At 47.8% G+C, this 26975-nt stretch carries 28 protein-coding genes; 24 read left to right on the top strand and 4 right to left on the bottom strand.

Features of this window, described 5'->3' with window-relative positions:
* Nucleotides 1-31: 31 nt before the first annotated feature.
* Nucleotides 32-355: a MazG nucleotide pyrophosphohydrolase domain-containing protein gene (locus tag AB432_RS16975; RefSeq protein WP_048033288.1), complete on the bottom strand. Its 324-nt coding sequence runs from the start codon at nt 353-355 to the stop codon at nt 32-34.
* A 93-nt stretch (nt 356-448) separates the two neighbouring features.
* Between AB432_RS16975 and AB432_RS16970 the strand changes: the two genes are divergently transcribed.
* The 3 genes from AB432_RS16970 to AB432_RS16960 all read left to right on the top strand — a co-directional run bounded on the left by AB432_RS16970 (nt 449) and on the right by AB432_RS16960 (nt 3945).
* Complete coding sequence (locus AB432_RS16970) at nt 449-1030, top strand: LOG family protein (protein WP_048033287.1); 582 nt, start codon at nt 449-451, stop codon at nt 1028-1030.
* A 167-nt stretch (nt 1031-1197) separates the two neighbouring features.
* Nucleotides 1198-2499, top strand: coding sequence for a hypothetical protein (locus AB432_RS16965; RefSeq protein ID WP_048033286.1), 1302 nt, complete (start codon nt 1198-1200; stop codon nt 2497-2499).
* Between the two features lie 186 nt (nt 2500-2685).
* On the top strand, nt 2686-3945 hold the full coding sequence (locus AB432_RS16960; protein WP_082195951.1) for a hypothetical protein: 1260 nt from the start codon (nt 2686-2688) through the stop codon (nt 3943-3945).
* A 10-nt stretch (nt 3946-3955) separates the two neighbouring features.
* Here AB432_RS16960 and AB432_RS16955 read toward each other — a convergent pair whose 3' ends face one another.
* Together AB432_RS16955 and AB432_RS16950 are read right to left on the bottom strand one after the other, a co-directional pair.
* Nucleotides 3956-4384 carry a hypothetical protein gene (locus AB432_RS16955; protein WP_048033285.1) on the bottom strand — a complete coding sequence of 143 codons (429 nt, stop codon included), beginning with the start codon at nt 4382-4384 and terminating at the stop codon, nt 3956-3958.
* A gap of 9 nt (nt 4385-4393) precedes the next feature.
* The gene (locus AB432_RS16950; protein WP_048033284.1) at nt 4394-4906 is read right to left on the bottom strand and encodes a hypothetical protein; all 513 of its coding nucleotides are present in this window, start codon (nt 4904-4906) and stop codon (nt 4394-4396) included.
* A 186-nt stretch (nt 4907-5092) separates the two neighbouring features.
* On the opposite strand from AB432_RS16950, the gene AB432_RS16945 reads away from it, so the two are divergent.
* From AB432_RS16945 to AB432_RS16920, 6 genes are all read left to right on the top strand, one after another.
* The gene (locus AB432_RS16945; protein WP_048033283.1) at nt 5093-6439 is read left to right on the top strand and encodes an NAD(P)-dependent oxidoreductase; all 1347 of its coding nucleotides are present in this window, start codon (nt 5093-5095) and stop codon (nt 6437-6439) included.
* Nucleotides 6440-6454: 15 nt separating this feature from the next.
* Nucleotides 6455-7732 carry an NAD-dependent dihydropyrimidine dehydrogenase subunit PreA gene (gene preA / locus AB432_RS16940; RefSeq protein ID WP_048033282.1) on the top strand — a complete coding sequence of 426 codons (1278 nt, stop codon included), beginning with the start codon at nt 6455-6457 and terminating at the stop codon, nt 7730-7732.
* Nucleotides 7733-7820: 88 nt separating this feature from the next.
* Nucleotides 7821-9206: a dihydropyrimidinase gene (hydA, locus tag AB432_RS16935; protein WP_048033281.1), complete on the top strand. Its 1386-nt coding sequence runs from the start codon at nt 7821-7823 to the stop codon at nt 9204-9206.
* A gap of 34 nt (nt 9207-9240) precedes the next feature.
* Entirely contained in the window at nt 9241-10131 is an 891-nt protein-coding gene (locus tag AB432_RS16930) for a nitrilase-related carbon-nitrogen hydrolase (protein ID WP_048033280.1), read from the top strand.
* An 89-nt stretch (nt 10132-10220) separates the two neighbouring features.
* On the top strand, nt 10221-10733 hold the full coding sequence (locus tag AB432_RS16925) for a hypothetical protein (RefSeq protein WP_048033279.1): 513 nt from the start codon (nt 10221-10223) through the stop codon (nt 10731-10733).
* A gap of 106 nt (nt 10734-10839) precedes the next feature.
* On the top strand, nt 10840-12552 hold the full coding sequence (locus AB432_RS16920; RefSeq protein ID WP_048033278.1) for a methyl-accepting chemotaxis protein: 1713 nt from the start codon (nt 10840-10842) through the stop codon (nt 12550-12552).
* Nucleotides 12553-12618: 66 nt separating this feature from the next.
* On the opposite strand, the gene AB432_RS16915 is transcribed toward AB432_RS16920, so the two are convergent.
* A complete protein-coding gene (locus AB432_RS16915; protein ID WP_048033277.1) occupies nt 12619-14109 on the bottom strand; it encodes an NCS1 family nucleobase:cation symporter-1 in 1491 nt (496 codons plus the stop codon).
* Nucleotides 14110-14332: 223 nt separating this feature from the next.
* On the opposite strand from AB432_RS16915, the gene AB432_RS16910 reads away from it, so the two are divergent.
* The 15 genes from AB432_RS16910 to AB432_RS16845 all read left to right on the top strand — a co-directional run bounded on the left by AB432_RS16910 (nt 14333) and on the right by AB432_RS16845 (nt 26972).
* A complete protein-coding gene (locus AB432_RS16910; RefSeq protein ID WP_048033276.1) occupies nt 14333-15943 on the top strand; it encodes an ATP-binding protein in 1611 nt (536 codons plus the stop codon).
* 32 nt (nt 15944-15975) lie between these two features.
* A complete protein-coding gene (locus tag AB432_RS16905) occupies nt 15976-16629 on the top strand; it encodes a response regulator (RefSeq protein ID WP_235617745.1) in 654 nt (217 codons plus the stop codon).
* Nucleotides 16630-16776: 147 nt separating this feature from the next.
* A complete protein-coding gene (locus tag AB432_RS16900; protein WP_048033274.1) occupies nt 16777-17835 on the top strand; it encodes a tripartite tricarboxylate transporter substrate binding protein in 1059 nt (352 codons plus the stop codon).
* Nucleotides 17836-17882: 47 nt separating this feature from the next.
* Nucleotides 17883-18350 (top strand): tripartite tricarboxylate transporter TctB family protein, encoded by a 468-nt coding sequence (locus tag AB432_RS16895; protein ID WP_048033273.1) that lies wholly within the window; start codon nt 17883-17885, stop codon nt 18348-18350.
* Between the two features lie 17 nt (nt 18351-18367).
* Nucleotides 18368-19894, top strand: coding sequence for a tripartite tricarboxylate transporter permease (locus AB432_RS16890; protein WP_048033272.1), 1527 nt, complete (start codon nt 18368-18370; stop codon nt 19892-19894).
* A gap of 109 nt (nt 19895-20003) precedes the next feature.
* On the top strand, nt 20004-20594 hold the full coding sequence (locus AB432_RS16885) for a GNAT family N-acetyltransferase (RefSeq protein ID WP_048033271.1): 591 nt from the start codon (nt 20004-20006) through the stop codon (nt 20592-20594).
* Between the two features lie 94 nt (nt 20595-20688).
* Nucleotides 20689-21105: a DUF3054 domain-containing protein gene (locus AB432_RS16880; RefSeq protein ID WP_048033270.1), complete on the top strand. Its 417-nt coding sequence runs from the start codon at nt 20689-20691 to the stop codon at nt 21103-21105.
* A 55-nt stretch (nt 21106-21160) separates the two neighbouring features.
* Nucleotides 21161-21292 carry a hypothetical protein gene (locus AB432_RS31315; RefSeq protein WP_255413062.1) on the top strand — a complete coding sequence of 44 codons (132 nt, stop codon included), beginning with the start codon at nt 21161-21163 and terminating at the stop codon, nt 21290-21292.
* An 83-nt stretch (nt 21293-21375) separates the two neighbouring features.
* A complete protein-coding gene (locus AB432_RS16875) occupies nt 21376-21738 on the top strand; it encodes a hypothetical protein (protein ID WP_048033269.1) in 363 nt (120 codons plus the stop codon).
* Nucleotides 21722-22345: a thiamine phosphate synthase gene (locus AB432_RS16870; protein WP_048033268.1), complete on the top strand. Its 624-nt coding sequence runs from the start codon at nt 21722-21724 to the stop codon at nt 22343-22345. Before AB432_RS16875 ends, AB432_RS16870 begins: the two co-directional genes overlap by 17 nt.
* A gap of 3 nt (nt 22346-22348) precedes the next feature.
* Entirely contained in the window at nt 22349-23011 is a 663-nt protein-coding gene (gene thiE, locus AB432_RS16865) for a thiamine phosphate synthase (protein WP_048033267.1), read from the top strand.
* Nucleotides 23012-23098: 87 nt separating this feature from the next.
* Complete coding sequence (locus AB432_RS16860) at nt 23099-24007, top strand: hypothetical protein (protein WP_048033266.1); 909 nt, start codon at nt 23099-23101, stop codon at nt 24005-24007.
* Nucleotides 24008-24104: 97 nt separating this feature from the next.
* The gene (locus tag AB432_RS16855; RefSeq protein ID WP_235617487.1) at nt 24105-24383 is read left to right on the top strand and encodes an antibiotic biosynthesis monooxygenase family protein; all 279 of its coding nucleotides are present in this window, start codon (nt 24105-24107) and stop codon (nt 24381-24383) included.
* 362 nt (nt 24384-24745) lie between these two features.
* Nucleotides 24746-26272, top strand: coding sequence for a two-component system sensor histidine kinase NtrB (locus AB432_RS16850; RefSeq protein ID WP_048033265.1), 1527 nt, complete (start codon nt 24746-24748; stop codon nt 26270-26272).
* A 190-nt stretch (nt 26273-26462) separates the two neighbouring features.
* Nucleotides 26463-26972 (top strand): hypothetical protein, encoded by a 510-nt coding sequence (locus AB432_RS16845; RefSeq protein WP_048033264.1) that lies wholly within the window; start codon nt 26463-26465, stop codon nt 26970-26972.
* The last annotated feature ends 3 nt before the right edge of the window (nt 26973-26975 follow it).

Below are 26975 nucleotides of genomic sequence, written 5' to 3'. Positions count from 1 at the left end.
TGCGAAAAACCTAGAATGCCGCTGTATGTATTCAACGATCGAGCTGATAGCGCTTTTGCAGCTTTGCTCGATGTGCTTCCAATATCTCCTCAAAAGGAACCTCGTATTGGTTTGCCAGTAAGATTAAATTCCCGAGTACATCGCCCAGCTCTTCCACCAGCTCCTGCCGAGCTTCCTCTGCAGGCTTTTCCCCTTCATCAGGACGATCTCGACCAATTTCAATGGCGCGTACAGCTCTTGCCAGTTCGCCAGCTTCTTCCATCAGAAATCCTACACGAATAAATGGACCATACCCACTCCATCCACGCTCTTGATAAAAATCTCCAACCCATTTTTGAAACTCAGTTATATTCACATATATCTGTCCCTTCCTGATTTTAGTATAATTATATTACACGCAAAGAAATTCAGGGAAACATTCTACTTCAACAAGTTTTGGGAGGATGACATGAAACGTATTTGTGTTTATGCAGGTTCCAATCCGGGTGTCAATCCACTTTTTGAGCGGTACGCACAGGAGTTGGGAAAAGAATTGGTCGCTCGTGGTCTTGAATTAGTCTATGGTGGTTCTAGCATGGGACTGATGGGACGTGTTGCAAATGCAGTACTGGAAGGCGATGGAAAAGCGATCGGCGTCATGCCTACGGGACTGTTCCGCGGAGAAATCGTACATAAAGGGCTGACAGAATTGCATGAGGTCCTGACGATGCACGAGCGCAAAGCGAAAATGATCGATCTGTCTGATGGCTTCATTGCTTTGCCAGGAGGATTGGGTACCTTTGAAGAAATTTTTGAAGTGGTGAGCTGGGGTCAAATTGGCATTCACCAAAAGCCAATCGGACTGTTGAACGTGGACGGCTACTATACGCCGTTGATGCAAATGGTGGCGCATGCGACTGAAGCTGGATTTATTCCCGCTATGCAGGGCGAATTGATTCTGTGCGAGAGTGATCCCGCTATTTTGCTAGATCGGATGCGCGATTACACACCACCGGTGAAAGTTAACAAATGGTCAGAGCTGGATAAATAAGAACGAGTGAAAAAATAACCCGAAGCCTCCATTTGTGCGAGGAATTCGGGTTATTCTAGTTATTGACAGGATGAGTGCAGGAGTGCTAATGTAGTTGATTATATACCTAGTAAACATATAGGAATAATATTAATATGATTCGTCTTCATACGTCAGGAGGATTCTTCATGAACAGATCAGCGAAATGGCTACAACTCTCCGCTTCGGCTGCCGTACTCTCAGCGGCACTCGTTTTTCCAACTGCTGTAGGTGCAACAACGAAAACCACGGTAGAAGCACACACAGAGTGGAGCAGCTTTTTGCAGCAGCAATACGGTGTGAAATTTGACAAGACGGTAACTCGCGAGCAATTTGAGAAAGCATTGATCAAGATTGTATCTACTACCACAAGTATATCGGAAAAAGACTTGTCAGCCAAAACATTCTTGCCTGCATCCAAAGATGCCTCCAAGCTGGTTGTATGGGAAGCGGTTAGCGCTGCCGCAAAAGCTGCTGAGTTAAAAGAGCTCGGATATACATATAGCGAGGAAAAAGTAGCGGCTGCCTTGAAAAAAGCAGGGATTTCGTACAAAAAAGGCGGGGCGCTTACCTTGCAGGCTGCACAAGAGCTGGCTGTGGCTATTGACACGGGGCTTGTGTCCGCCAACGCCTTGAAGTCAGCTTCTGTAGAAGGAGCAGTATCCGCAGAGCTTGCGAGTCAATTGCTAGCCAAAGTAGCAGAGTTCCATGGCTCTGCCAAAAACTATCTGGGCACAATCGCCGATGAAGAGATTTTTGGCAAGCTTGCACAGGCGTGGAACGAATCGCAAATCATTAAAGCCGGTGAATTGCAAGAGCTCGTAGACAAAGGCTTGAAGCAAAACCTGATTACTGGCTACAATCTGAAGGATGCCGCATTCGATCCTCATTTTGATCCACAGCGCACGATTACGTATGGGCATAGTGATATCGCCCACGCCATTCAATTAATCGGCCTGTTAAAAAGTGAAGGCGTCCATGCCAAGGTTCAATTTGAACCGAAAACATCTGCCTTCATTTACTTGAAGGAATGGGGAGAGCCTGTTCAAACAGCCGATTATCAGGTGGTTCAGATTGAAAACGGCAACTACATTGCGTATGCCAAGGAGTACGATCTCAGCCTGGAATTCGACAGTGTGGAAGAGAAAGAGAAGTTCCAGCCGATCGTTTTGAAATATGCCAAACGGGATCAAGAGGACATGACCGGATTGCTCAAGGCTTCTTGGTGGCAGCCGCTGTATCATTCCCGCACGGAGCTGGCAGATTATGCTGTCATTACGAACAACGTGCTAAAAGATGGCCGTTATGTCGTGCAGTCTTTCTCTCTGAATGGAGAATCACCAAAAGTCGTGGAAGGCTTCCAAAAGCTGAATGACAAAGTAAAGGTAGAGACGTACAAATTTTGGGTGGATCAACCGTTCTTCAATTATCTCAACGGCGAATCGAAGTAAATAGCGTGCATCGAAAAGCGTCCTTCCCTTCACAACATTGGGGAAAGGACGCTTTATTCTGTTACATGGATTATGGATGAAAAAATCCGTTTAGCGGATTTTGTCTATTTCTGGTATAATTTAGGGATAACCGTTGTTTTATGGCGATGGTTGTATAGTCAGGCTGATAGTTTGGGAGGGAATGAAGTGGAAAAGAAAGCGATAATGCTACTGTTGTCCTGCTGTTTGTTCGCTTCGACAGCATTCGGAGCAAGCGCATCAACGACAATGCCAATCACGCCGCAAAGCGGTACTGGAACATCCGTACAGGCACCAGCAGATTTGTCAAAAGGGCTGCTCGTGAATACCTTCACTTCCCATCAGTGGAAACAAGATTCGCTTACGAAGCTACTGGGGAAATCCGTGAAAGAATTTGATGATTATGTGTATTACCCACAAGGAATCAGCATAAAGTGGGACGAAAACAAGCAAGCGTTTGCCGTTCTCGTTGAACCTTCCTATAAAGGTGAAGTGGTAAAGGGTATTACGACCTCCCAAAGAAAAGACGAGATCGTGCGAGTCTTGGGTAAACCACATTTTACGGATGAAAAGCTTGAGTTGATTGGCTATGCGGAACAGGGCTACCACTTGTTTTTCACGTTTGCTCAGGATAAAGTAAAAGCCATTTCTATCTATCGTCGTGATCAAATCGCCGATACAAAAGCACTTGTTGATATGGCTAAAAATTTGCAAGAGTACGGTGAAAAATTAGGGGCACCCGCTGAATATGCTGATTTTTCTATCTTTGGTGCATGGGGGAAGCCGGATTTTTCGTACCACCTTAGAGGAATCGGAACATATGCGTGGGAATATCCATCCAGAGGCATCGCCTACGATGGTATGCCAGATGATGCAACACTAACCATCTACAGTAATTTTGCAAGCAAAGACAAGCTCGCTGATTTGAAAAACGTAAAAAACATTGTCTTTTCCAAAGAAGATGCGCTGTTCCTGATCGAGAAAATGAGGATCGAAACCGAAAAAGAAAAAATCGAATTGGCGAAAAAAGCTGGAATCCTATCACCAGACAAGAAAAAAATCGCGGTGATTGATTCAGACAATTTGTACAATACCGCGAATATTCGCTTCTATCAGCCAGACTACACACCACAAGCTCAACTGTTTCCAGGTTATTTTATTGATGAAGTAACGTGGCTGGACAACAACTGGATCTTGTATCAGACTATGATGGGTGTAGGAGTTTATCATGTTACTACCCATGAAAAGATAGAAATTGTAGGGACGGAGAAAAAGGCAAACGAGCCGTTTGATATGCTGGATGTCGATACAGTCAAGCCTGATCTGACGAAAAAAGCCATTGTATTTGAAGTCGGCATGAAAGAGAAGAATCAGACTTACACGGTAAGCTATCAAATCACGGGCGACAAAATTACGTTTACCTGGTAGAGAGCAGGGATTATCCTTCTTTTTTGGCGCTGATAGGCGAGTTGGCTGCTTCTTTCTCAGCCAAGTACGAGCGCATGCCTCGAATGAACAACTCACGAAGGACTTCCTGCTGCGTTTTGCTGCTGACGAGAGAGCGAATGAGCTCCAGCTCAGCTACCAATTCTGAATCAAGGTGAAGGTTGACTGTCTTCCCTTTGCTTCGGGGGTGTAGCTCGTAGTACTCCGCTGATTTTTTTACGATTCCTTCGATGACTACAGCTTTGTCCAACCATTCCTGGTCGGGGATATACAAGCATGGTGCTTCTAAAATAATATGGGTCAGTTCTTCGCTAAATCGAATAGCGAGGGGCTGGCCCTTTTTTTTATGCAAATCGCGAATTTGTCGTGATCGCTCTTGATTGGCAACTGTATTTTCCAGCGTGATTATGGCCAGTTCCATAGTGCCTCCTTACGGGATGAGCAGTTCTTCTTCTGGTACAGCCAACAATACTTCTCCCGTTTTTTCCAATTGTACTTGGTAGGTGAAGTGCTGATCGCTTCGCTCGACGGAGGTGATGATTCCCCAGCAGCAGGTACTATCCCTTGTGAGCTGGACACGATCCAAAACCTCGTAGCTCGGGCGAAGATACCCTTTTTTATATAGATAAGTGAGCACGGATTCTCGAGGAAAAAGAAATCGTTTGTTTCCTTGTTTACTGGCTAAAAGGGGGAAGGTCTCCCGTTCGTCTATACACTCCCCTAAGTAGCCTTGATCTGCCCAGCGTTTGACGGTAGCCATACTGCCGACACGGCCAGCTTTTGTCTCCAGGATGTCTAGAATTTCGCGCGAAGAGAGAAACGCTTTGCGTCTTTCGAGTTGCGCCAGGTAGTTTTTGCGCTCGGTTTCCAACTGGCCAAGAAGCGCGTGTGCATCTGCGATTTTTTGTTTCACTACCTTGATTTCCAGGTCGTAATCCTTCATACAGGACGGCCCTTTCTTCCTTGTTTGTTTTTATCGTATTCGAACATGAAATCATTCATGTCAATCCAAGCAGATTGATTTCGTGACCTCACTAGCCAAATAGGAAATGTAACAATCATAAAAAAGCGATTTCGCACATTGATTAATAGCAAGCATGTTTAGATCTGGTGAGGAGGTTGTGGACAGATGAGCATTCCCAATGAGCTCGCGAAAAATTTCGCGGAAGTCGTGCCTGCCCTAAAACCGATGGAAGCCATCGATGAGGCGAATCGCTGCTTGTATTGCTACGACGCACCCTGTATTAAGGCTTGTCCCACGTCGATTGATATCCCTTCCTTCATCAAAAAAATTGCAACCGGGAATTTGTTCGGATCAGCCCGGACGATCATGGAGTCGAATCCCGTCGGGGCGAGCTGTGCGCGCGTATGTCCAACCGAAGAGCTGTGTGAGGGTGCCTGTGTACTAAATTCAGCCTCCAAGCCCATCATGATCGGCCTTCTCCAGCGTCACGCGACAGACTGGGCAATCCAAAATCAAGCTACGCTTTTTACAAAAGGCGAAGCAAATGGAAAACGGGTAGCGATCGTCGGAGCAGGCCCGGCGGGGTTATCAGCAGCGCGTGAGCTTGCTCGTCTCGGCTACGCAGTTACGGTTTTTGAAGCCAAAGAAAAGGCAGGAGGATTGAACACGTACGGCATCGTGTCGTTCCGTCTGCCACAGGAAATTTCGCTATGGGAAGTCGAGCAAGTAGAGGCATTAGGGGTAGAGATACGTACCAATACGCGAATCGGCGTGGATGTAGCGCCAGAAGAGTTATTGGACCAGTATGATTCTATCCTGTTGGCAGCGGGTATGGGTAATGTCCCTCAGCTGCATATCCCGGGAGAAGAACTGGAAGGTGTCCTCGATGCCATTGCACTCGTGGAGGAGACCAAGACCAAGCCACTATCCAACGAGATGTTCGGCAAAAAAGTCGTGATCATCGGTGCGGGGAATACGGCGATTGACGCTGCCACCTGTTCGAAACGGCTGGGTGCAGACAATGTTCAGATTCTATACAGGCGGACAGTTCAAGAGATGTCCTGTTATCAGTTTGAGTACGAATTCGCCAAGCAGGATGGCGTAGAATTCCGCTGGCTCGTTGCCCCAACGCGTGTACTCGAGGAAAACGGCCGAGTGAAGGGATTGGAACTGGTGCGAATGGAGCTAGGTGAGCCGGATGAGAAAGGAAGAAAGAGGCCAGTAGAGATTCCCGGCAGTCATTTTGTCATCGAAGTAGATTATGTTGTCAAAGCGATCGGACAAAACAGACATCTGTCTTTGATTGAATCATTTGGACTTCATCATCGCAATGGGATTGTTGAGGTCGAGGAAGGCACCTATCGAACCTCCCATGGCAAAGTTTATGCGGCGGGCGATGTCATTTTTGGTGGGGGCAAGACAGATGCGATGGTAGTCGATGCAGCCAATCATGGGAAACGAGCGGCTCATGCTATCCACCAATCGCTCCGTGATCAAAAACAACCAGTATAAAGGAGGAGACCTATCATGGCGGATCTCAGCATTAATCTGGCGGGAATCCAATCCCCGAATCCATTCTGGTTGGCCTCTGCGCCGCCGACCAATTCAGGCTACCAAGTACAGCGTGCCTTTGAAGCAGGCTGGGGTGGAGCGGTCTGGAAGACACTCGGAGAGCCAATCATCAACGTCACCTCCCGTTTTGCAGGACTGAACTTCGGGGGACAGCGAGTTTTCGGTTTCAACAACATTGAACTGATTACGGACAAACCACTTGAGGTCAATTTGAAGGAAATGAATGAAACGAAGCGCCGTTTTCCGAAGCACACGTTGATTGCGTCGCTTATGGTTGAACATAAACAGGAAGCATGGCACGAGATTGTCAAAAAGGTAGAGGCAATCGGTGTTGACGGACTGGAACTGAATTTTGGCTGTCCGCACGGCATGGCAGAACGCGGGATGGGCTCTGCGGTCGGTCAGCATCCAGATTTAATCCGGCAACAGGTCGAATGGGTAAAAGAAGTCGCCCAAACCCCTGTCATCGTCAAGCTCACTCCAAACATTACGGACATTCGCTTTACAGCACGGGCTGCGAGCCAGGGGGGAGCCGATGCCATCAGCATGATCAACACGATTAACAGCTTGATGGGGGTTGATCTCGACAAATGGCTGCCGATCCCACATGTAGATGGAAAAGGGGCGCACGGCGGCTATTGTGGACCAGCAGTCAAACCAATCGCCCTGAATATGGTCGCAGAATGTGCACGTGATCCCAAGGTTGGTATCCCGATCTCTGGTATTGGAGGAATCTCTGATTGGCGTGACACTGTTGAATTTTTGCTGATGGGAGCAACGGGTGTTCAAGTATGTACAGCCGCTATGCATCATGGCTTCCGGATCGTGGAAGACATGATTGATGGGCTAAACAATTACCTGGATCAGCGTGGAATTGCGTCCGTAATGGATATTGTCGGAAAAGCCGTGCATACGTACTCGGATTGGGGCCATCTGAATCTGAATTACAAGGTCGTGGCGCGCATCCATGAAGAGACCTGTATCAATTGCAACAAGTGTCATATCGCTTGTGAGGACACCTCGCATCAATGCATTGACATTGTTCCTGACGCAGCTACGGGCAAAGAGCGCTTAGTCGTACGAGAAGAAGATTGTGTAGGGTGTAATTTGTGCTCCATCGTTTGTCCAGTGGAAGGAACGATCGAAATGGTCGAGATCCCGAGCGACAAAGCCCCTCTCAGTTGGAATCAGCGGCAGGCTGCTTTGGCTACGGGTGGCAACTGCGAGCTGTAAAGCGTCATGTTTTCGTCGTGTGGTGCATAGCGTGTACAAGGGAAGGCATGTCTACTCAGTGACGGGTTGAAGGGGAGATGATCATCGAATGAAAAAGTGCATTCGAAATGGCACAGTCGTGACAGCGTCAGACACGTATCAGGCGGACATCCTGATCGAAGGGGAAAAGGTAGTCGCAATCGGCTCCAATCTGGATGGGAAAGATGCCGAAGACATCGATGCTACCGGATACTATGTTTTTCCAGGAGGAATCGATCCACATACCCATCTCGATATGCCTTTTGGCGGAACGGTTACTTCCGATAACTTTTATACAGGCACGAAGGCAGCAGCATTTGGCGGGACGACGAGCATCATCGATTTTTGCCTGACGAATAAAGGGGAGCCATTGCATTCATCCATTTCGACCTGGCACGAAAAAGCAAGGGGCAAAGCAGTCATCGACTACGGCTTCCACCTGATGGTTTCAGATGCAAATGATCAAGTTCTTGAGGAATTAGGAGCAGTCGTGCGAAATGAAGGAATTACTTCGCTCAAAGTATTTATGGCCTACAAAAATGTGCTGATGGCCGATGATGAGACACTATTTAAAACGTTGGTTCGGGCTAAAGAACTAGGTGCCCTTGTACAGGTCCATGCAGAGAATGGAGACGTTCTGGATTATTTGATCAAGCAGGCGATTGCAAACGGGCAGACAGACCCCGTGTACCACGCTTACACCCGCCCACCTGAAGCAGAAGGAGAAGCGACGGGACGTGCGATTGCACTGACTGCACTGGCAGATGCCCAACTGTATGTCGTGCATGTATCGTGTGCTGAGGCAGTGCGTCGGATCGCAGAGGCTCGCGAAAAAGGATGGAATGTGTACGGGGAGACATGCCCGCAATATTTGGTACTCGATATTACGGATCTACAGAAGCCGGGCTTTGAAGGAGCGAAGTACGTCTGGTCGCCGCCACTCCGGGAAAAATGGAATCAGGACGTCTTGTGGAGCGCGTTGAAAAATGGCATTTTGCAAACGGTTGGCTCTGATCATTGTTCTTTTAATTTCTCCGGTCAAAAAGAGCTGGGGCTAGGCGATTTCACGAAAATCCCGAATGGTGGACCAATCATTGAGGACCGGATGCGTCTCCTCTTCTCGGAAGGGGTAGCAAAGGACAAGATTAGCCTCACTCAGTTCGTCGATATGACCTCTACAAAAGTAGCCAAATTGTTCGGGATGTTCCCGCAAAAAGGAACGATTGCGGTAGGCTCGGACGCGGATATCGTGTTGTTTGATCCAACGGTGAAGCGCACGATCTCCGTTGAAACTCACCATATGAATGTAGACTACAATCCATTTGAAGGAATGGAGGTGACCGGCGATATCATCTCGGTGCTGTCGCGCGGCTCATTTGTCATTCGCGATCAGCAATTCGTCGGTCAAGCCGGGGCTGGACGCTTTGTAAAACGATCGACCTTTGCAAGACCGTAATAAATGACAGCGTAAAAAGGTGAGGAGGGCGATTATGGCAGATATCATTCGCGTCGGCTTGATTCAGGCGAAAAACGATGTCCACGGAGACGAACCGGTCCATTTGCACAAAGAAAAAGCCATTGAGAAGCATGAGAGGATGGTGCGGGAGGCGGCAGCCAAAGGGGCACAAATCATCTGTCTGCAAGAAATCTTCTATGGCCCGTATTTTTGTGCCGAACAGCAAACGAAATGGTATGAATCAGCGGAAGAAGTTCCAAATGGACCAACCGTGCAGCTTTTCTCTTCCCTTGCCCGCGAGTTAGGAACCGTACTCATTTTACCTGTGTACGAGCGCGTGGGGATCGGTACCTACTACAACACTGCCGCTGTGATTGATGCGGATGGCACGTATTTGGGCAAATATCGCAAGCAGCATATTCCGCATGTTGGAGTGGGCAGCAGCGGGTGCGGATTCTGGGAGAAATATTACTTTAAGCCTGGCAATCTCGGGTATCCCGTTTTTGAAACCGCTTTTGCCAAGGTCGGGGTCTATATATGCTATGACCGCCATTTTCCGGAAGGCGCACGACTGCTGGGCTTGAATGGGGCGGAGATCGTATTCAATCCGTCTGCGACTGTCGCTGGCTTATCTGAATACTTGTGGAAGCTCGAGCAGCCAGCTCATGCCGTAGCCAACGGTTATTATGTGGCAGCGATTAATCGGGTAGGGACAGAAGCACCGTGGAACATGGGGGAGTTTTACGGACAATCGTACTTGGTCGATCCACGGGGGCAGTTTGTTGCCATCGGGAGTCGTGATCAAGACGAGGTCGTTCTCGCTGAAATGGACCGTAACAAAATTCATGAGGTGCGGGATACGTGGCAATTTTACCGGGATCGCCGACCGGAAACCTACGAAGATATGGTAAAGCTATTGCCTTAATATAAGAGTGAGGGAGGTGCCGGATACGCGCCTTCCTCCTTTTCACATCATTGGAAGGATTCCATCAGAGTCAAAAGGGGCGTTCAGGGATGAGGCAGATTGTATATCGAGGGGTCGAATACGGCGAGGGTCTTCGCGTCGTGAAAGCGCAAAAGTATGAGAGAGCAGAACGGCGTCATTTTACAAACGGTGCTAGTGCAAAGGCAGTGTTTGGCGCTGGTGTTTACTTAGTGAGCAATCCGGAAATTGCCGCACAGTATGCGATTTGTCATGCAGAGACCAATGGGGAGAAGGCGGTTGTGTTGAGTCAGCAGCTTCATTTGCAGGGTCTCGTTTGTTTGGACGAGCGCTATGGGGAAAATGAACTGCGCATGGATGCATTGCGCACTGCTTATTCAGAAGAGGAACTCGAACAGAGACAGAACAAAATGGGCTATGAAGAGTGGCTGGAATGGACAGGCGATAAGGTGCGTGCGTATTTGATTGCCTGTGGATACCGGGGGATTCGGTATCGGATCAGCCCGGAACTAACGTATTATATTTGCTATGAGCCTGACGTTCAAATTGAAGAGATTACGATTCTATCTGTGCTCGATGTGTGAGAAAGTGACTACGACTATCGACTTATTCGACAAACTTTGGTAAGATTAGACAATATTCGCGCTTTTTCTAGCTTACCTATTTGACACAGGAAGGATTGCCGCAACGATGAGTCTATTACGTAACCTCAGCACCCGAGCCAAACTGTTTAGCTTGATTGTGATGATGGCCGTCTTTTTGTGTGCTGTCGGATTCACCGGATATTATCATGTGCAAGTCCAAGGTGAACGCATTCAGGCCATGTACGAAGAGCAGCTTCTTCCCGTTAAGTGGATTAACGACTGGAGACAAGAAATCCGCGCGATTGATGGATTAGTCTATAAAATGATTCTCGATCCATCTCCTGCGGTCTTTGCCGAATATAAAACGGAGCTTGACTTGCGAATGGAAACAGCAAATCAAACGTTCCAATATCTCCAGAACGCTAAGTTGGATGCACAAGAACAAGAAAGAGTGACGATGCTAAAGGAGCTCATCGAGCAGTATCGCAAAGACCAGGGCGAGGTCATTAAAATGATCCACGAAGGGAAAGCAGATCAAGCCTATTCGTTTTATCGTGCCACGGATAAGACGCTGAATTGGATTAATCAGGAACAGCTCGAATGGGCGAATTACAAATCAGAGCAGGCAGTCGCCATGCAGAAGGAAAACCAAGCCGAAACACAGGAAGCAATTACATTCCTGATTGTGGTTGGCATACTGTCGATTGTATTAGGTAGTGTACTGGGGTTCATTATCTCCCGGATGATCGCGGACCCACTGCGCATCGTTTCGAGCCGTATGCAGCAATTAGCGAACGGAAACATGGCAGTTACCCCTGTTACCTACGTGACTCGTGATGAGGTAGGTACACTTGGTACTGCTTTCAATGAATTGGTAACGAATTTTCGTTCATTGATTGAACAAGTAAAAGTAGCGGGTGAGCAAGTCGCTGCTTCCTCAGAGGAATTGTCGGCGAGCGCGGAGCAGTCCGCCTATGCAACAGAACAATCGATCAGTAGTGTGCAGCAAATCGCCTCTGCCTCCGAAGTACAAACGCACCGTACGCAAGACAGTGTTCGTGTCATGGAAGAAATGTCGATTGCCATTCAGCGGATTGCCGATACATCTGGTTCCGTTTCTGAATCATCGGCACAGGCAGCAGAGGATGCGGAGCAAGGAAATATTCATATTCAGCAAGCCGTTGATCAGATGAATACGATCTCCAACTCGGTGAATCACGCAGCGGATCTCGTGCAACTGCTCGGCGTACGGTCAGAAGCCATTGGCCAAATTGTTGACGTGATTACTGGGATTGCTTCCCAAACGAATCTACTGGCGCTCAACGCGGCAATTGAAGCGGCGCGTGCAGGAGAACACGGCAGGGGATTTGCTGTCGTAGCCGATGAGGTTCGTAAACTCGCAGAACAGTCAGAGGAATCTGCGCGCGAGATTGCGAGACTGATTGGGGAAATCCAGCAAGAAACCACGCAGGTCGTGCATGTCATGATGAATGGAACCCAAGAGGCTAAAAAAGGTGCAAAAGTCGTTCAAGAAGCAGGTGTCACCTTCCAACGTATCGTAGCGTCTTCTCAGGAGGTAGCGGGTCAAATTCAGGACGTATCCGCAGCTACCGAGCAAATGTCGGCAAGCATACAGCAAGTCGTATCTGCTATGGATGAAATGAATCGCCTTGCACAGGAAGCAGCCGTACATACCCAAGGCGTATCGGCAGGGGCAGGAGAACAGCTTGCCAGCATGCAAGAAATCGCCCGTTCCAGCGCGAATCTGAATGAGCTTTCGCAAGAGTTGCAGAAGTCCATCAGTCAATTCAAATGGTAGCGTAAGTGAGGAAAAGAAAGACTGGCAAACCCAATCGGGCAGCCAGTCTTTTTTGGTAGCTTGCTATCAGGAAGCAATCGTTTGTTTGTTGTTTGCTGTGATCTTTTCGTAATCGTTGGCACTCAAGATCGAAGCATCGCTTTTCATCATCCACGTGTAAAGCACGAGTGAAATTAGTAGTCCGACAGTCCAAGCATTGTCCCAAATAATGGTTAAGCCCGGAATGTATTTACTTATAAAAGGAATCGCAATCCCGATTAGCATCGCCCAAATGGCTCTGCCATTAAAGCCCGTTTTGTAGTTGTAGATCCCGTTTGTTTTGTACAACTCGGTTAAATGGATGCGCCGTTTGCGCACGAGCCAATAGTCGGCAATGGCTATTCCGTCGATCGGGCCTAATAAGGCTCCGTACGTTCCGAGCCATAAAAAGATGTAGTTGCCGAAGTTCTCCAAAATGTACCAAGGCTGCATCAAGAGCGACACGACTCCGGCGATGATGGCGCCTGTTTCATACGAGAGACGGCGAGGGGCCAGATTCTCCACTGCCCGGGCCGGGGCAACGATATTGGCCGCTACGTTGGTTGTCAATGTGGCAAGAATAATTCCAATTGTTCCGAGGAAAATGGCGAAAGGCGAAAATTTAGCCAACACGGCAGCAGGGTCCCACAACGCTTCTCCGTAAATGACGACGGTAGCAGAAGCGACAGCTACCCCGATGAACGAGAAGAAACCCATCGTGGTCGGTAGCGAAGAGGATTGTCCAATGACTTGGGCTTTTTGACTTTTGGCATACCGACAGAAATCCGGAATGTTGAGAGCCATTGTGGCCCAAAAAGCAATGGCTCCCGTCAATGCGGGGAAGAAAACCTTCAGGAAATCGGCAGTGGACGTGAATTTCGAAGGTGCCGAGAGCATCGGTCCCCATCCGCCTGCTTTGGTAAGCGCCCAGACGAGGAGCGCCAAACTCATGATGATCAGGACGGGAGCAGCCCAAGCCTCCATTTTTTTGATGGCTTCGGGACCGCGATAAGCGACCCATACGTTTAACAGCCAAAAGCCAAAGAAGGATATCCAGAGATGTCCAGGAACATTCGCCCAGCCTGTCATCGACATGAGGAGTGTATCAATGGCAGCACCTCCGAACCAACAGTTGATGCCAAACCAGCCCGCACCAATCAAACCGCGTGCGACAGCGGGGATGTGCGCTCCTTTGGAGCCGAACCAGAGGCGCGCAAAAACTGGATACGGAATGCCAAATTTCGTCCCGGCATGAGAGTTGAGAAGAATGGGAATAAGGACAATACAATTACCGAGAATGATCGTCAAAATGGCCTGCCACCAGTTCATACCCAAGGAAATTAACCCTGCCGCCATAGCATACGTCGGCAAACAGATCGACATACCGATCCACAAGCTGGCGAAGTTGTAGGAAGTCCAGGTGTGTTCTGCTGTTCGCGTCGGCCGAAGACCTTCGTTATAAAGCGGACTGTTCTTGATTGCCTCTTCGCCTTCCTTCGTCAGGGTAACAATTCCATTTGATACCGTTTGTGTCTTCACTACTTTCCCTCCTTTGCTTTTCAAGATGTCTCGTATTCGGACAAGCGCCCCAGTTTGTCTTGAATACAAGTTGTAACATTATATTGGGGGAAAGAAGGCCTAATACCTGATTTTTCGTCGCAAAAAGACAACCTGAAACGACAAGCTTCGCCATTGACAATGGGAATGATTCTACCTTTTTACCTAATTGGGATGGTAAGATGAAGCAAGGGGTGAGCGAGCTGTGACGACAAGAAAAATCCGATTATCTTTGCAAACCAGAATGATCTTATTGATTACTATTATTATTATTCTGATTGTTTCGTCAGTTGGAGCCGTGTTTTCTTCCATTGTTGCGTCTTCGATCGAAGAGCAAGTGGGCAAAAAAGCATTGAGTGTGGCGAAGATTGTTGCCAGCGATCCTGAGCTGCGTAGCGCTTTTTCAAGCGATTACCCTCCTGCGCTCATTCAACCCATCGCCGAAAACGTCCGTGTTCAAACCGGAGCAGAGTTTGTGGTTGTGGGAAACCATGAGGGAATTCGGTATGCGCATCCGATTCCGGATCGGATTGGAAAGGAAATGGTGGGAGGAGATAACGAGCCAGGACTCGCGCATGGTCAATCTTACATATCGAAGGCGGTCGGCAGTATGGGACCATCCTTGCGTGGAAAGGTGCCGATCAAAAATGAAAAAGGGGACATCATGGGAATCGTATCCGTTGGATTCCTGGTGGAAGATATCGAGGAGGCCATTGACCTCTATCAAGACCGCATACTGATCCTGACTCTTCTCGCCTTGTTGTGTGGTGTTGCTGGTGCCATTGCACTCAGTCGCTATTTAAAGCGCTTAATTTTGGGATTGGAGCCGGAGGAGATCGCATCCTTATACGTAGAAAGAAATGCTGTACTGGAGTCAGTCCGTGAGGGAATCGTGGCGATTGACCGCAATAATCGTATCACGATGATGAACAAGGCAGCCATTCGTATTCTGAACTTACCAGAAGAAGAGTTTCATCGCAAAGAAATAGTGGAAGTGCTACCAGACAGTCGTATGCCAGAAGTTCTGGAATCAGGCGAGCATCAATTAGATCGCGAGTCGATCATGAGCGGAAAAGAAATTATTGTGAACCGACTTCCGATCAAGTTCGGAGGGAAGGTCGTAGGCGTAGTCAGCAGCTTTCGTCCCAAATCGGAAATTGACCAGCTCGCTTCGGAATTGTCCCAAGCGAGGCGTTATGCGGATGTACTACGCGCCCAAACACATGAATTTCACAATTTGTTGTATACCATTTCTGGTTTGTTACAGCTTGGCTCGATTCAGGAAGCGGTTGAGCTGATTACGAGTGAAACGTCCGCACAGCAAGAGATGATTTTGTTTTTGGCGAAGCAAATTCCCGATCCGTTAATAGGGGCTTTGCTGTTAGGCATGCACAATCGAGCCAAGGAGCTGAAAATTCAGTTCGTCATCCATCACGACAGTCACTTGAAAGAGCTCCCACCAACGATCAACCGACAGCAGATCGTGGTTTTATTAGGGACATTGATCCAAAATGCGTTCGAAGCTGTCAATGAACCAAGCGTCGAGCACAAGCGAGTGGAGTGTTATTTGTCTGACACAGGCGATGAGATTATGTTCGAAATCGAGGACTCGGGACCGGGAGTTGTGGAAGAGCTGCGAGAAAAAATATTCGAGCACGGCTTTTCAACGAAAAAAGGTGAAGATCGTGGAATTGGTCTGGCTAAGGCTCATGGAATTATTAACGAATTGGACGGCTATATTCTCGTTGGGAAAAGCGAGCTAGGAGGTGCGCTTTTCACAGTATCCCTACGCAAAAGAATGGAGGTGGCGTCTTGAGAAAGCTGGAGGTTCTCATCGTAGAGGACGATATGCGGATCATCGATATTAACAAGCGATTTGTCAGCAAGATTGAAGGCTTTGAAGTAATTGCTACAGCAACGAATGGAACGGATGCCAAAGAATTGCTGTCTTATACGCGCCCTCAGCTCGTTTTGTTGGACGTGTACTTGCCAGACATGCTGGGAACAGAGCTGGTCTGGTTTATTCGGCAACATTACCGCGAAGTAGACGTGATCATGATCACCGCAGCCAAGGAAATGGAAATGGTACAGGAAGCGCTACGCGGCGGGGTATTTGATTACATCGTCAAGCCGCTGGTTTTCGAGCGTTTTCGTGAACGGTTGGAAAGCTATCGCAAGCATGTCATTCGAACGAGGGAAGCCGTTGAGGTGGACCAGGAAGTGATTGACCAAATGCTGACCAGAAGGCTGGTCGCCCCCAAAAATCGAGATGTACTTGCACCAAAAGGAATTGATCTTTTAACTTTGGAAAAAGTGATCGAGGCGATCAGACAGACGGGAGACAAGGGGGTCTCGGCAGAGGAAATTGGCCGCGAGATTGGAACTAGTCGAACAACGGCGCGACGCTATTTAGAATACTTGGTCCTGGAAAAAAAGGCGCGTGCTGACTTGATTTATGGAACAGTGGGCAGACCGGAAAGAAAATACCGCTATCTCCCATAATGTTCCATGAACAATATGAACAAAAAGTGATTAATTTTCAAAATAGACCTTATGCACGAAAACTATTCCCCCAGCTTCTGCGGTGGTACATTATGTTCAAGCGTGATAGCGCTTACAAAAAAGCGGGTTAAGGGGGTTATTTGTTTGATGAAAAGAAAAAAAGTGCTAATCACAGTGTCCACTTTTCTTACACTAGCATTGGCTGCTTGTGGTGGAGGTACTGGAAATACAGGAACAGCAAGTCCAGGAACGCAACCAGCGCAAGCGCCACAGCCTGCAGCAGAGGCATCCAAATACCCAGAAAAGCCGATCGTGTATGTAGCTCCATCCGGTGCAGGTGGAGGCTGGGATAAGACAGCCCGCTCGGTAGCAAAGGTGCTGGCGGAAAGCAAGCTGGTGACAGAAACCATCACGGTCGAAAACAAGCCGGGTGGTGGGGGAACCGTGTTCTTGGCAGAGTATGTAAGCAAAGACAAAGGCAATCCTTATAAATTATTCGTGAGCTCTCCTCCTATCTTGATTAACAATAACAAAAAAGAGGGGAACAGCCCATTTGGCTACAAAGATGTCACACCATTGGCGCAGATGACGAAAGATTTCGGCACCCTCGTTGTGAAAGCGGATTCACCTCACAAGGACATCAAGAGCGTGCTGGACGCAATCAAGGCTGATCCAAGCAAAATTACACTGGCAGGAGGTTCTGCTCCCGGATCAATGGACCATCTGATCGGCGTAATGCCAGCAGCTAAATACGGAATTGATCCGAAAAACGTAAAATACGTTTCTTATGATGGTGGCGGAGAAGCAATGGCAGCGTTGTTGGGTGGTAATGCAGATATCATCGCAACGGATGCTTCCAGCGTGGGTGAATATCTGAAAGCAGGTAAAATTCGCGTACTGGGCGTAACCTCTGATGAACGTCTCGGCGGCGATTTGAAAGATATTCCGACGTTAAAAGAACAAGGCGTTGACGCGACGTTCACCATTTGGCGCGGTGTCTTCGGTCCAGCTGATATGCCAGCAGACGCAAAAGCTTACTGGGATGCAAAGCTGAAAGAACTTTCTACGCATGAGACATGGACAAAAGAATTGGCAGCAAACGGTTGGGAAAGCGAGTACAAGGACGCTGCTGCTTTCTCCGCATTCCTGGAAGAACAAGATAAGCAGGTCAAAGAACTGTTGACATCACTTGGTATGTCGAAGTAGGGAGAGGAGGGGCATCCCCTCCTTTTTCCACACCTTAGGAGGTATACATGAACCTGATGTTTGATCGTATCGGCAGCCTGTTTTTTGCGCTAGTAGGTGCACTCTTTATCGCTGAAAGTCAAAATATTTCGTCTAGTGCATATGGAAGTCAGGTCGGACCGAATATGTTTCCATTTGGACTTGGCGTCATCCTGATCTTGTTGAGCTTGCGACTGTTGTGGGAGACCTACAAGAAAGGCGTGGCTACGTCCTCATCCGAGTCACAGACTCCATTGCGATACAAGCGATTTTTATTCATTTTGGCAGCGACAGTCTTGTATGTATTGTTACTGGAGAAACTCGGTTATGTCATCGCGAGCTTCGCTTTCCTTTTGTACGCCTTCACCATGATGGGAAGTAAAAGCGTTCTTAAATCGGGAATCGTTTCCTTACTGTTTTCAGTAGGCGTGTATGTCATCTATGTGCATTTGCTAAAAGGTACGCTTCCAGGACTACCTGCCTGGCTAGGCGTCTAGGGAGGGGATAGGTTAGCATGAGTGCATTGCAATTTTTGGCGGATGGGTTTCTCGTTGCCTTACAGTGGCATAATCTTGTCTTTGCCTTTATTGGCGTTCTGATCGGTACTGCGGTAGGGGTCCTTCCCGGCATCGGTCCAATGAGCGGAGTCGCTTTATTGATGCCCGTTACGGCTTCCTTGACTTCTGGCTTACCTCCTGAAAGTGCGGCGGCTAGCGCACTGATTTTGCTGGCTGGCGTTTACTATGGCGCAATGTACGGTGGTTCCACAACATCCATTTTGTTAAATACGCCGGGTGAATCCTCTTCTGTCGTTACCACATTGGACGGCTATCAGATGGCCAAACAGGGACGTGCTGGCGCAGCGTTGTCGATTGCAGCGATAGGTTCTTTTGTCGCGGGGCTCGTGGCGTTGATTGCTCTTGTGTTTTTGGCTGATCCATTATCCGATCTCGCTTTGAAATTCGGCCCTGCTGAATATTTCTCCCTCATGCTTCTCGGTTTGTGTGCGGTCAGTGGACTGGGGGGGAAGTCGATGACCAAAGCCCTCATTATGACAGTCATGGGACTCTTGCTTGCGACAATTGGGATGGATACCGTTTCGGGTGTGGCGCGGTTTACCTACGATATTCCCGATTTGTATCAAGGCTTGGAGTTCCTCACGATAGCAGTTGGTTTGTTTGCCCTTGGAGAAGTATTCAAGACAATCCTGGAAGACGACCAATCGACCAAAGAAATTATTAAAGTGGGGCGAGTACTCCCTACCAAGCAAGACTTGAAAGAAAGTGCCGGACCGATTACACGCGGTTCGTTGCTCGGGTTTTTCATTGGTGTTTTGCCTGGTGCTGGCGCTACTCTCGCATCCTTCTTCTCGTATATTTTTGAGAAAAAGCTGAGCAAAGATCCTAGTCGCTTTGGAAAAGGAGCGATCGCAGGTGTAGCAGCGCCGGAGTCTGCAAACAATGCTGCTTCTGGCGGTGCGATGATTCCACTGTTGACGTTGGGGATTCCGGGGTCTGGTACGACTGCGATTTTAATGGGTGCATTGTTGATGTATAACGTACAACCGGGACCACTCTTATTCGCTGATCATCCGCAAATTGCTTGGGGTTTAATTGCGAGTATGTTTATCGGGAATGTGATGCTGCTGGTTTTGAATATGCCCTTAGTGAAAGTGTTTGCAAAAATAATTGAAACACCGTCCCATTTCCTGATTCCCCTCATTATCGCGATTTCCGTTTTCGGTGTGTACGCTGTGCAAATCAGTACGTTTGACTTGATTTTGCTCGTGATTTGTGGCGTAGCTGGCTATTACCTGACGAAAAACGATTTTCCGCTGGCACCGCTCGTCCTCGGCCTTGTGTTGGGACCAATGATTGAAAATAACATGAGAAGGGCGTTGACGACCTCGAATGGCGACTTCTCGATTTTCTTTACAAAGCCTCTTTCCGCTGCTTTTCTGGTTTGTGCGCTTCTCTGGTTGCTAATCCCTATCTTCTTAAAGCGCAGAGGGAAGCAAGTCATAATCAGTGAAGAAGCGTAACACCCGATGATTTGTCTTGACAGTGTCCTCGCGAGCCCGTATCATTGGAAAAATTTCGGGGAGCTGTTCTGCCTGATAGATAAGGCAGAACAGTAGAGGAGAGACAGACATGTTAAACATTCAACCTGTTATCTTGGAAGGCAAGCTGGTCCGGTTGGAGCCGCTCACAATGACCCATGTGGATGGAATCTGGGAAGCGGGCGCATACGAAGAGATTTGGCCGCATATGTCCGTTACCATTCGAACAAGAGAAGATGCTCAGGCTTTTATCTTGCAGGCTTTGAAAAATGAACAAGCCCAAACAGAATTGCCATTCGTCATCATTCGCCGAGCAGATGAGCAGATTATCGGGAGCACGAGATTTTTAGGGATCGCGAAAAAGGATCGCGGATTGGAAATCGGGTTTACATGGCTGACACCATCCGTCTGGAAAACGGGCGTCAATACAGAGTGTAAATGGCTTCTCTTGCGCCACTGCTTCGAACAATTAGGTTGTATTCGCGTACAGCTCAAGACAGATTCGCGCAATGTGAATTCGCAACGTGCCATTGCCCGAATCGGCGGCATCCGAGAAGGTGTCCTGCGCAATCACATGGTGATGCCAGATGGATACATTCGCGACTCGGTATACTTCAGCATACTCGACCGTGAATGGCCAGAAGCCAAGCAAAAGCTGCAATTGTTGCTGTTTGGTGAATAAAGGCCTGGATTGATTGAAGGGCGTTCAGAGCATGTGTACAATAGGGGTGAACCAAGAGGGTTTACTCTGACAAGACCCGGAAAAGAGGGTATACATGAGACTGCGTTTGTCGACACCGGGCTATCTATTGCTGCTCGGGGATCTGATCGCCTTTGTGCTTTTTGTTTATTACGGAAAAATCATTCATAACTACCCTGTCACGGTCATGGGAATGATCGAAACATTAGCCCCATTCCTGGTAGGATGGATCATCGCGATTCTGCTATTCAAGAGCTATGGACAGCGAACGTATGAATCTGCGGGCCGACAATTATTATCGGCACTGATTACTTGGACAGTAGCTGCACCCATTGGCTTACTGATCCGCTCCTGGTGGACAGGTGTACCGATTACGCTTATTTTTGCAGGTGTGACTTACTTCATTACGTTGGCGTTTTTGCTCGGGTGGCGTGTACCGTTCGCCATCGGTTATGCGATCTACAAACGCAATAGACTACTTGCAACCAGCTAATAAAGTGTCCCGAATTGGTTACGCTATCCTATGAACGACGTAGGAGGTGAAGCAATTGGGAAAGAACAACAACAGCAAAGACCTCGGAAAAAACCGTGGCAAAACGCTGGATGAAAATGATCGCAACACAAATTTGCGACAATCGAACCATAATGATCGAAATGAAGGAACTGCAAAAGACCGCTGAGCAATCAGCGGTTTTCTACATGGATACAGGTTATTATGTGATATAATAGATTTTGTTTTTTTCTAGTGAGTGGAGGGAAACGTATGACGGAACCGATGCAGAATGTACAGCCGGTGACCTTGTCGTCACAGGCGTTTTTACTTTTGTGCAGACTATATGATGGCTGCTATGACGAATTGAAGCAAAATGAACAGGTTCACGAACTTGTGGAGTCCATCGGTGATATTTTGTTGGCGGGTGTGGAAACGTTGGAGAAACAGGAAACGAAGCCGAAAAATATTACCTTTCCACTTACCGTGCAACAAGCATTTTTCTTGCGTCGGCTCGTGATTGAGCTGTTGGCTCAGTCGCCGACTGACAAAGAAGACCGAACGACCCAATGGCTGCAGGAATGTGTGACAGCACTCGCTGGAGGCGGTGTCCAACCTGATGTCAAGCATTCGTGAGCTGCATGTGATTACGAGCGGTCGGCATTCGCTTAATGAGGTATTGCGAATGGCAGAAGCTGCTTATGCAGGTGGTATGAACTTTTTACATATTCGGGAAAAACAGCGTACTGCAAAGGAATGCATGGATTGGGTAAAGGCATTGGCGAATGTCATCCCCCTTTCGTCCTTGATCGTGAATGATCGGGTGGACGTGGCTGCTGCGTCGGGGTGTGCCGGTGCTCATCTGGCATACCATAGTCTGTCTCCTTCAGAAGCGAGAATGGTGCTGAAGACTGGTCAAAAAATAGGGCGTTCCGTCCATTCCGTGGTTGAAGCACAGCAAGCTATTGCGGCAAAAGTCGATTATTTGCTCTACGGGCATATTTTTGCGAGTGGTTCGAAGCCAGGTCTTGCGCCAAGAGGAACAGTCGAACTCGCGCAAATGACGGCAAAATGGCATGTGCCGATCATCGGACTCGGCGGAGTCACACCGGATCGGACAGCGCAAGTTTTGGAAGCAGGGTGTGCGGGCATCGCTGTCTTATCGGGGATCACCGATGCAATTGATGCCAAGTCAGCAGCCAGCGCTTATCGAGAGGCATTGGATCGTTGGGAGGGGAAATAAAGCATGCGAGATATACAAAGACTTCGGGAAAAGATGAGTGTATACTTTGTCATTGGTACGCAGGATTGCGGCTATTCCAGTGAAAAGACCGTGCAAATCGTGGAAGCAGCATTGCGTGGAGGAGTGGGCACGCTTCAGCTACGTGATAAAGGAAGCAAGCTGACTGCTCGGGAACAATATGAGTTGGGCAGACAGCTGCAACAGCTATGTCGTGAACATGATACATTATTTTTTGTGAATGATGATGTGGATCTGGCGATTCGCTTGCAGGCAGACGGCGTCCATGTCGGGCAAGATGACATGGCGTTGTCGGAAGTACGAACCAAAGTTGGCTCCGAGATGTACATCGGTGTTTCGGCTGGTACGGTCGAAGAGGCACTCGCTGCCCAAAGCGGCGGCGTTGATTGTATTGGCGTAGGAGCGATGTTCGCTACCCGTTCTAAGGCAGATGCTGGCGAGCCTATCGGACCAGTCGGGCTAGAGGAGATCCGTCAGGCAGTCGGTAATGACTTGCCTATCGTCGGAATTGGTGGCATTACACTGGAAAATGCTTCTGAAGTGCTTGCTGCCGGGGCCGATGGAGTCGCGATTATCAGTGCGATCAGCCATGCTGAATCACCGGAAGAAGCAGCCCAAGCACTACAGCGGATTGTACGATCTCGTTAGCACGGACAAAGCGGCGATTACATATGGTAGGGTAATAGAAACAAACCAGGATGATGCAATTTTGGCGATCAAAAGGAGGTGAAGCCGATGAAAAATCGGATTTACCGTATCGGATATGAATGGGTGAGCAAACGGGAATTACTCGAGAGATTGTTCATGACCGACTGCATTCTTATCGAACACAAGCGAATGCATCCCACACCGGTGGATCAAGATACGGAATTGCCACCAGAAAAGGAAGTTCATGCTGTTTTGGTTCGCAGCCAGCGCCGCCCGGGCGAATGGGTGACGTTTAACGGGCTATACGAAATACAGTCGAGAGAGCCCATCCCTTGGATAGATTCACCACTGGAGTACCATCAATTCGGAGTAGAATTGATTCCTGGGAATATTCGCAGGGAAAAGGCACCTCAAGGCAGGATACCCGCACGAACCAAGCTGCAAATTGCAGCTGTTCGACAAGATACAGTATTTGTCACAGTTCCTGGGCATCCGTCCAGGCGTTACGAAATGTCGTTGGCTCACGCGCGTTTTGCCAAGGATCACCCGACAGAATTGGAAATGAGGCTGCAAGTATACGCTTTTCCGCCACGCAATGATATTTTTGTGGATTGGTTATTGAAAGAAGGACGTAAAACAGGAATTATTACGCGCCCCAATCAGGAAAGAGTAGAAAAATCAGCTTTTCAGGTATGGGAGGATTTACGCCAAGAATACGGCATTAGTGTCAGCGCCGCATTGATTGCGATTAAACAGGCACTCATTGTACTGGATCGTGCTGGTGTCGAGACTGATTTCCCATACCCGACCCAAGAGCGATCGGATATATCTTTGTTCAGCGAATCGGAGCGGGATGCCTTTTATTCCTACCAATCCGTTCGATGTGCGATGGCCGCTGTTGCTGCCCTGTTGACGGTAGACCCGAAAGATCCGTTGCAGGATACACTCTTGATGGATATCATGCTCGAGCAACAAATTAACCGCAGGCGCGAATAGCGTTTGCGGTTTTTAGGTTTTTCACCAAAGTAGTAGTATAATGGGAGTTGGTAGATGAACCCAATGAAAAGGATGTGTGACCATCATGTATGTTTCCATGAACAGACTGACTGTACCAGCAGACTACCAATCCCATTTGGAACGCGCATTTGGTAATGGGGGAGAACGGATGAAGGAGGTTCCGGGTTTTTTGGAGTTCCTTTTCCTGGCACCAACGGAAGGTGACGAATACATCGTTTTTACGAAATGGACAGATGAGGAATCATTTAAAAATTGGACCGAAAGTGAAGCATTCAAGCGCGCGCATACAGGAACCAACCCAAATAGCCCGGTAAAATCGGATTTGCGCAATTACGCTGTCAAATCCCATTCATAAAGCGAAAGCATTTGTCTCTAGGGGGGCAAATGCTTTTTGGATGATTGAATAATAAACATACTTTTCCTTTTTATGCTCGATCGTGATATGATAGAAAATGTTGGGTAAGCGTTTTCAGTCAAACATGATCGAGGGGGTGAAGATGTCCGAAAAAGTCAATAGATAACGCGCGATAATAGGATGCTAGCCGAGATTGTTTGTCTGTAAGGATAAGTAGAGAACCTGATTGGATGGTGTCATTCTCTGCACCAGGATATCCATCATGCCGCTTTACATCTTGTCTCATTTACGTCCATAATAGAGCCTATACATACTTGGAAAAATAGCCTCAATGAAGCACGGAGAAAAGGAGCCAGAGTGTTTTGAAAAATCGAATAAGTAAGTATCTTACTCATTTGGTCCCTGCGGCGGTGGCCAAGACGTTTTCCTTTCTTTCAGATCATCATTACTCTGCTTTGCTTCTAGAAGACCGCGAAAATACAGAGGCTTTGTTTGTTCAGCAAATCACGAAATGGATTGAAGTAGTAAAAGTAATCGACACGTATACATTCGAGCGAGAATTGAGCGAAATTGCGTATAGATTTTCGTTAGTCGGAATGAATCTGACGTTTTTACAGCAATTTTTGCGTAAGTGTCGAGACGTTATTATTGAAGAAATGAATAACAATGCAAATTCTCTTGCCACGACGGAAATAGACCGAGTAGAGCTTTTGCAAGGACAGATTCGTCTCTATCAATCGATGGACTATATTTTGCATCAAATGGACGATGTCTTCAACAAAAATTCGCATCAATTTCCGGTTGAGAAAACTCCAACTTCTCCTACAAGTTCGGCCAAGGGAGAAGATGTTTCAATGCTCGCTGAACAGGAGCTTGTTCAATTGGTCTTGCAATCCAGTGATATTGCCGTCTTGATGATCGACCGCCAGTTAAGAGTCATTGAAGCGAATTACGCTGTCTGTCACTTATATGGCGTAGATCGGAATCAACTCATTGGTCAAAACATTGATCATGCGCTTCGGCCGCATATAAGCGAGCGTTTTGTCCAGTGGGTAATTGAACGCGGGCAGTCCGGCCATTATGTTGCGGAATACAGAGGCAAATGGACGACAGTGAGTACGAGTCCCATTTATTACGGTGGAGAGATGTGGGGAGCGATCGCCGTTCTTCGGAATGTTACGGAAAGCAAAAAGTACGAAGAAGAATTAAACAAGCGTGAAGCGCTGGCAGCAGTTGGGCAACTGGCTGCTGGGATGGCGCATGAGATTCGGAATCCACTAACAGCCATCAAGGGCTTCATTCAGTTGTTGCGAGAGCAAGGGGAAGCAAATCGTAGTGAATCTTATTTTTCTGTCATCTTAACGGAAATTGAACGCATTGATGGGCTATTGAACGATGTCCTTGTTTTGGCCCGGTACAGGGATGATAAAATCGTATCGGAACGTTTCTTAGTGATGGACGAGTTACATGGAGTCATTCGTTTACTGGAGCCAGAAGCGAATCGAAGAGGAATCAAGCTAGAGATGGACATTGCACAAGGCGAGTGGCATGTGTTTGGTCATCGTTCACGAATCAAGCAAGCCATTTTGAACATCTTGAAAAATGCGCTTGAAGCATTGTTGACCCAAGGCAACCTCGTTCAAGTGAAAGTGTATTCATCTCTCAATCAAGTAATCATTGTTGTGGAAGACAACGGACCTGGTCTATCAGATTCTTGCCTGCAAAATTTATTCGTTCCTTTTTATACGACCAAACAAGAGGGAACGGGATTAGGTTTGTCTACGACACAACGCATCATCGCGGACCACGGCGGCGAACTCTATGCGGAAAACTCTCTGAAACTGAAAGGAGCCCGTTTTGAGATTCGTTTACCTCTTTCCATTTCCTAAAAAACAAAAAAGGATTGTGACTGTAGGCGGATCAATATCCGTCTTTTTTTACGTTTGAATAAGCGAATAGTCCTATTTGTGAAAAAGTTGCAAGTCTTTCGAATCAATCTTTTTGCAAGTTGTTGTCAAGACCTGTCGATCAGTGGAATAATTTACAAAACGGTTACAATTTGAACGGAGTTGAACAACGGTGATTCGGATGCTGAAAAAAAACGAAACGAGGTGGAGCTACTGGGAGGTTTGGTATGAGGAAACGGAGCACCTTTATACTATTCATTACGGAAATGTAGGGGAAGTTGGCGAGCATTTTGCTGTTGTAGCGGAGCAGATCGAGGGAAGGCCAGACGAAGTTTTACAGAGCTGGACAGAAGAGATGAAAGAACAAGGATACCAGGTCATGAAAACGAACGATTTCCATCCGATGATCGTTCACTTTCCTCAATTGTGTGAGTCAGAGATTGAGATGCGCTATTTGATCGAACAGCTGTTGGACGAATGCTTGGGAAAGACAGGGAATGGCCATAGCGACGGCGGGGAAGACAGCGAGAGGACGTTAGCGGTGATTTGCCGCGTAATCGATACGAAGAAGGCTGCTGCTGCTGTATTTGAAGCGATGTCCAGCGCACAGCTGGTACAAGGGTTTTCCATCAGCATAAAGCAGGAGGACGGAAACTTGATTCCGCTTAATCCTCCTGCCTAAAAC

Origin of the sequence: Brevibacillus brevis, assembly GCF_001039275.2 — a bacterium.
Taxonomy (GTDB): domain Bacteria; phylum Bacillota; class Bacilli; order Brevibacillales; family Brevibacillaceae; genus Brevibacillus; species Brevibacillus brevis_C.
Note: the sequence above shows the minus strand (reverse complement) of the source record. Positions and strands in the feature narration are given on the sequence as shown.

Excerpts from the sequence above, each read along its gene's own strand:
- AB432_RS16970 (WP_048033287.1), top strand. The coding sequence starts at position 449 with ATGAAACGTATTTGTGTTTATGCAGGTTCCAATCCGGGTGTCAATCCA.
- AB432_RS16965 (WP_048033286.1), top strand. The coding sequence starts at position 1,198 with ATGAACAGATCAGCGAAATGGCTACAACTCTCCGCTTCGGCTGCCGTA.
- AB432_RS16955 (WP_048033285.1), bottom strand. The coding sequence starts at position 4,384 with ATGGAACTGGCCATAATCACGCTGGAAAATACAGTTGCCAATCAAGAG.
- AB432_RS16950 (WP_048033284.1), bottom strand. The coding sequence starts at position 4,906 with ATGAAGGATTACGACCTGGAAATCAAGGTAGTGAAACAAAAAATCGCA.
- AB432_RS16945 (WP_048033283.1), top strand. The coding sequence starts at position 5,093 with ATGAGCATTCCCAATGAGCTCGCGAAAAATTTCGCGGAAGTCGTGCCT.
- preA (WP_048033282.1), top strand. The coding sequence starts at position 6,455 with ATGGCGGATCTCAGCATTAATCTGGCGGGAATCCAATCCCCGAATCCA.
- hydA (WP_048033281.1), top strand. The coding sequence starts at position 7,821 with ATGAAAAAGTGCATTCGAAATGGCACAGTCGTGACAGCGTCAGACACG.
- AB432_RS16930 (WP_048033280.1), top strand. The coding sequence starts at position 9,241 with ATGGCAGATATCATTCGCGTCGGCTTGATTCAGGCGAAAAACGATGTC.
- AB432_RS16925 (WP_048033279.1), top strand. The coding sequence starts at position 10,221 with ATGAGGCAGATTGTATATCGAGGGGTCGAATACGGCGAGGGTCTTCGC.
- AB432_RS16920 (WP_048033278.1), top strand. The coding sequence starts at position 10,840 with ATGAGTCTATTACGTAACCTCAGCACCCGAGCCAAACTGTTTAGCTTG.
- AB432_RS16905 (WP_235617745.1), top strand. The coding sequence starts at position 15,976 with ATGCGGATCATCGATATTAACAAGCGATTTGTCAGCAAGATTGAAGGC.
- AB432_RS16900 (WP_048033274.1), top strand. The coding sequence starts at position 16,777 with ATGAAAAGAAAAAAAGTGCTAATCACAGTGTCCACTTTTCTTACACTA.
- AB432_RS16895 (WP_048033273.1), top strand. The coding sequence starts at position 17,883 with ATGAACCTGATGTTTGATCGTATCGGCAGCCTGTTTTTTGCGCTAGTA.
- AB432_RS16890 (WP_048033272.1), top strand. The coding sequence starts at position 18,368 with ATGAGTGCATTGCAATTTTTGGCGGATGGGTTTCTCGTTGCCTTACAG.
- AB432_RS16885 (WP_048033271.1), top strand. The coding sequence starts at position 20,004 with ATGTTAAACATTCAACCTGTTATCTTGGAAGGCAAGCTGGTCCGGTTG.
- AB432_RS16880 (WP_048033270.1), top strand. The coding sequence starts at position 20,689 with ATGAGACTGCGTTTGTCGACACCGGGCTATCTATTGCTGCTCGGGGAT.
- AB432_RS16875 (WP_048033269.1), top strand. The coding sequence starts at position 21,376 with ATGACGGAACCGATGCAGAATGTACAGCCGGTGACCTTGTCGTCACAG.
- AB432_RS16870 (WP_048033268.1), top strand. The coding sequence starts at position 21,722 with ATGTCAAGCATTCGTGAGCTGCATGTGATTACGAGCGGTCGGCATTCG.
- thiE (WP_048033267.1), top strand. The coding sequence starts at position 22,349 with ATGCGAGATATACAAAGACTTCGGGAAAAGATGAGTGTATACTTTGTC.
- AB432_RS16860 (WP_048033266.1), top strand. The coding sequence starts at position 23,099 with ATGAAAAATCGGATTTACCGTATCGGATATGAATGGGTGAGCAAACGG.
- AB432_RS16855 (WP_235617487.1), top strand. The coding sequence starts at position 24,105 with ATGAACAGACTGACTGTACCAGCAGACTACCAATCCCATTTGGAACGC.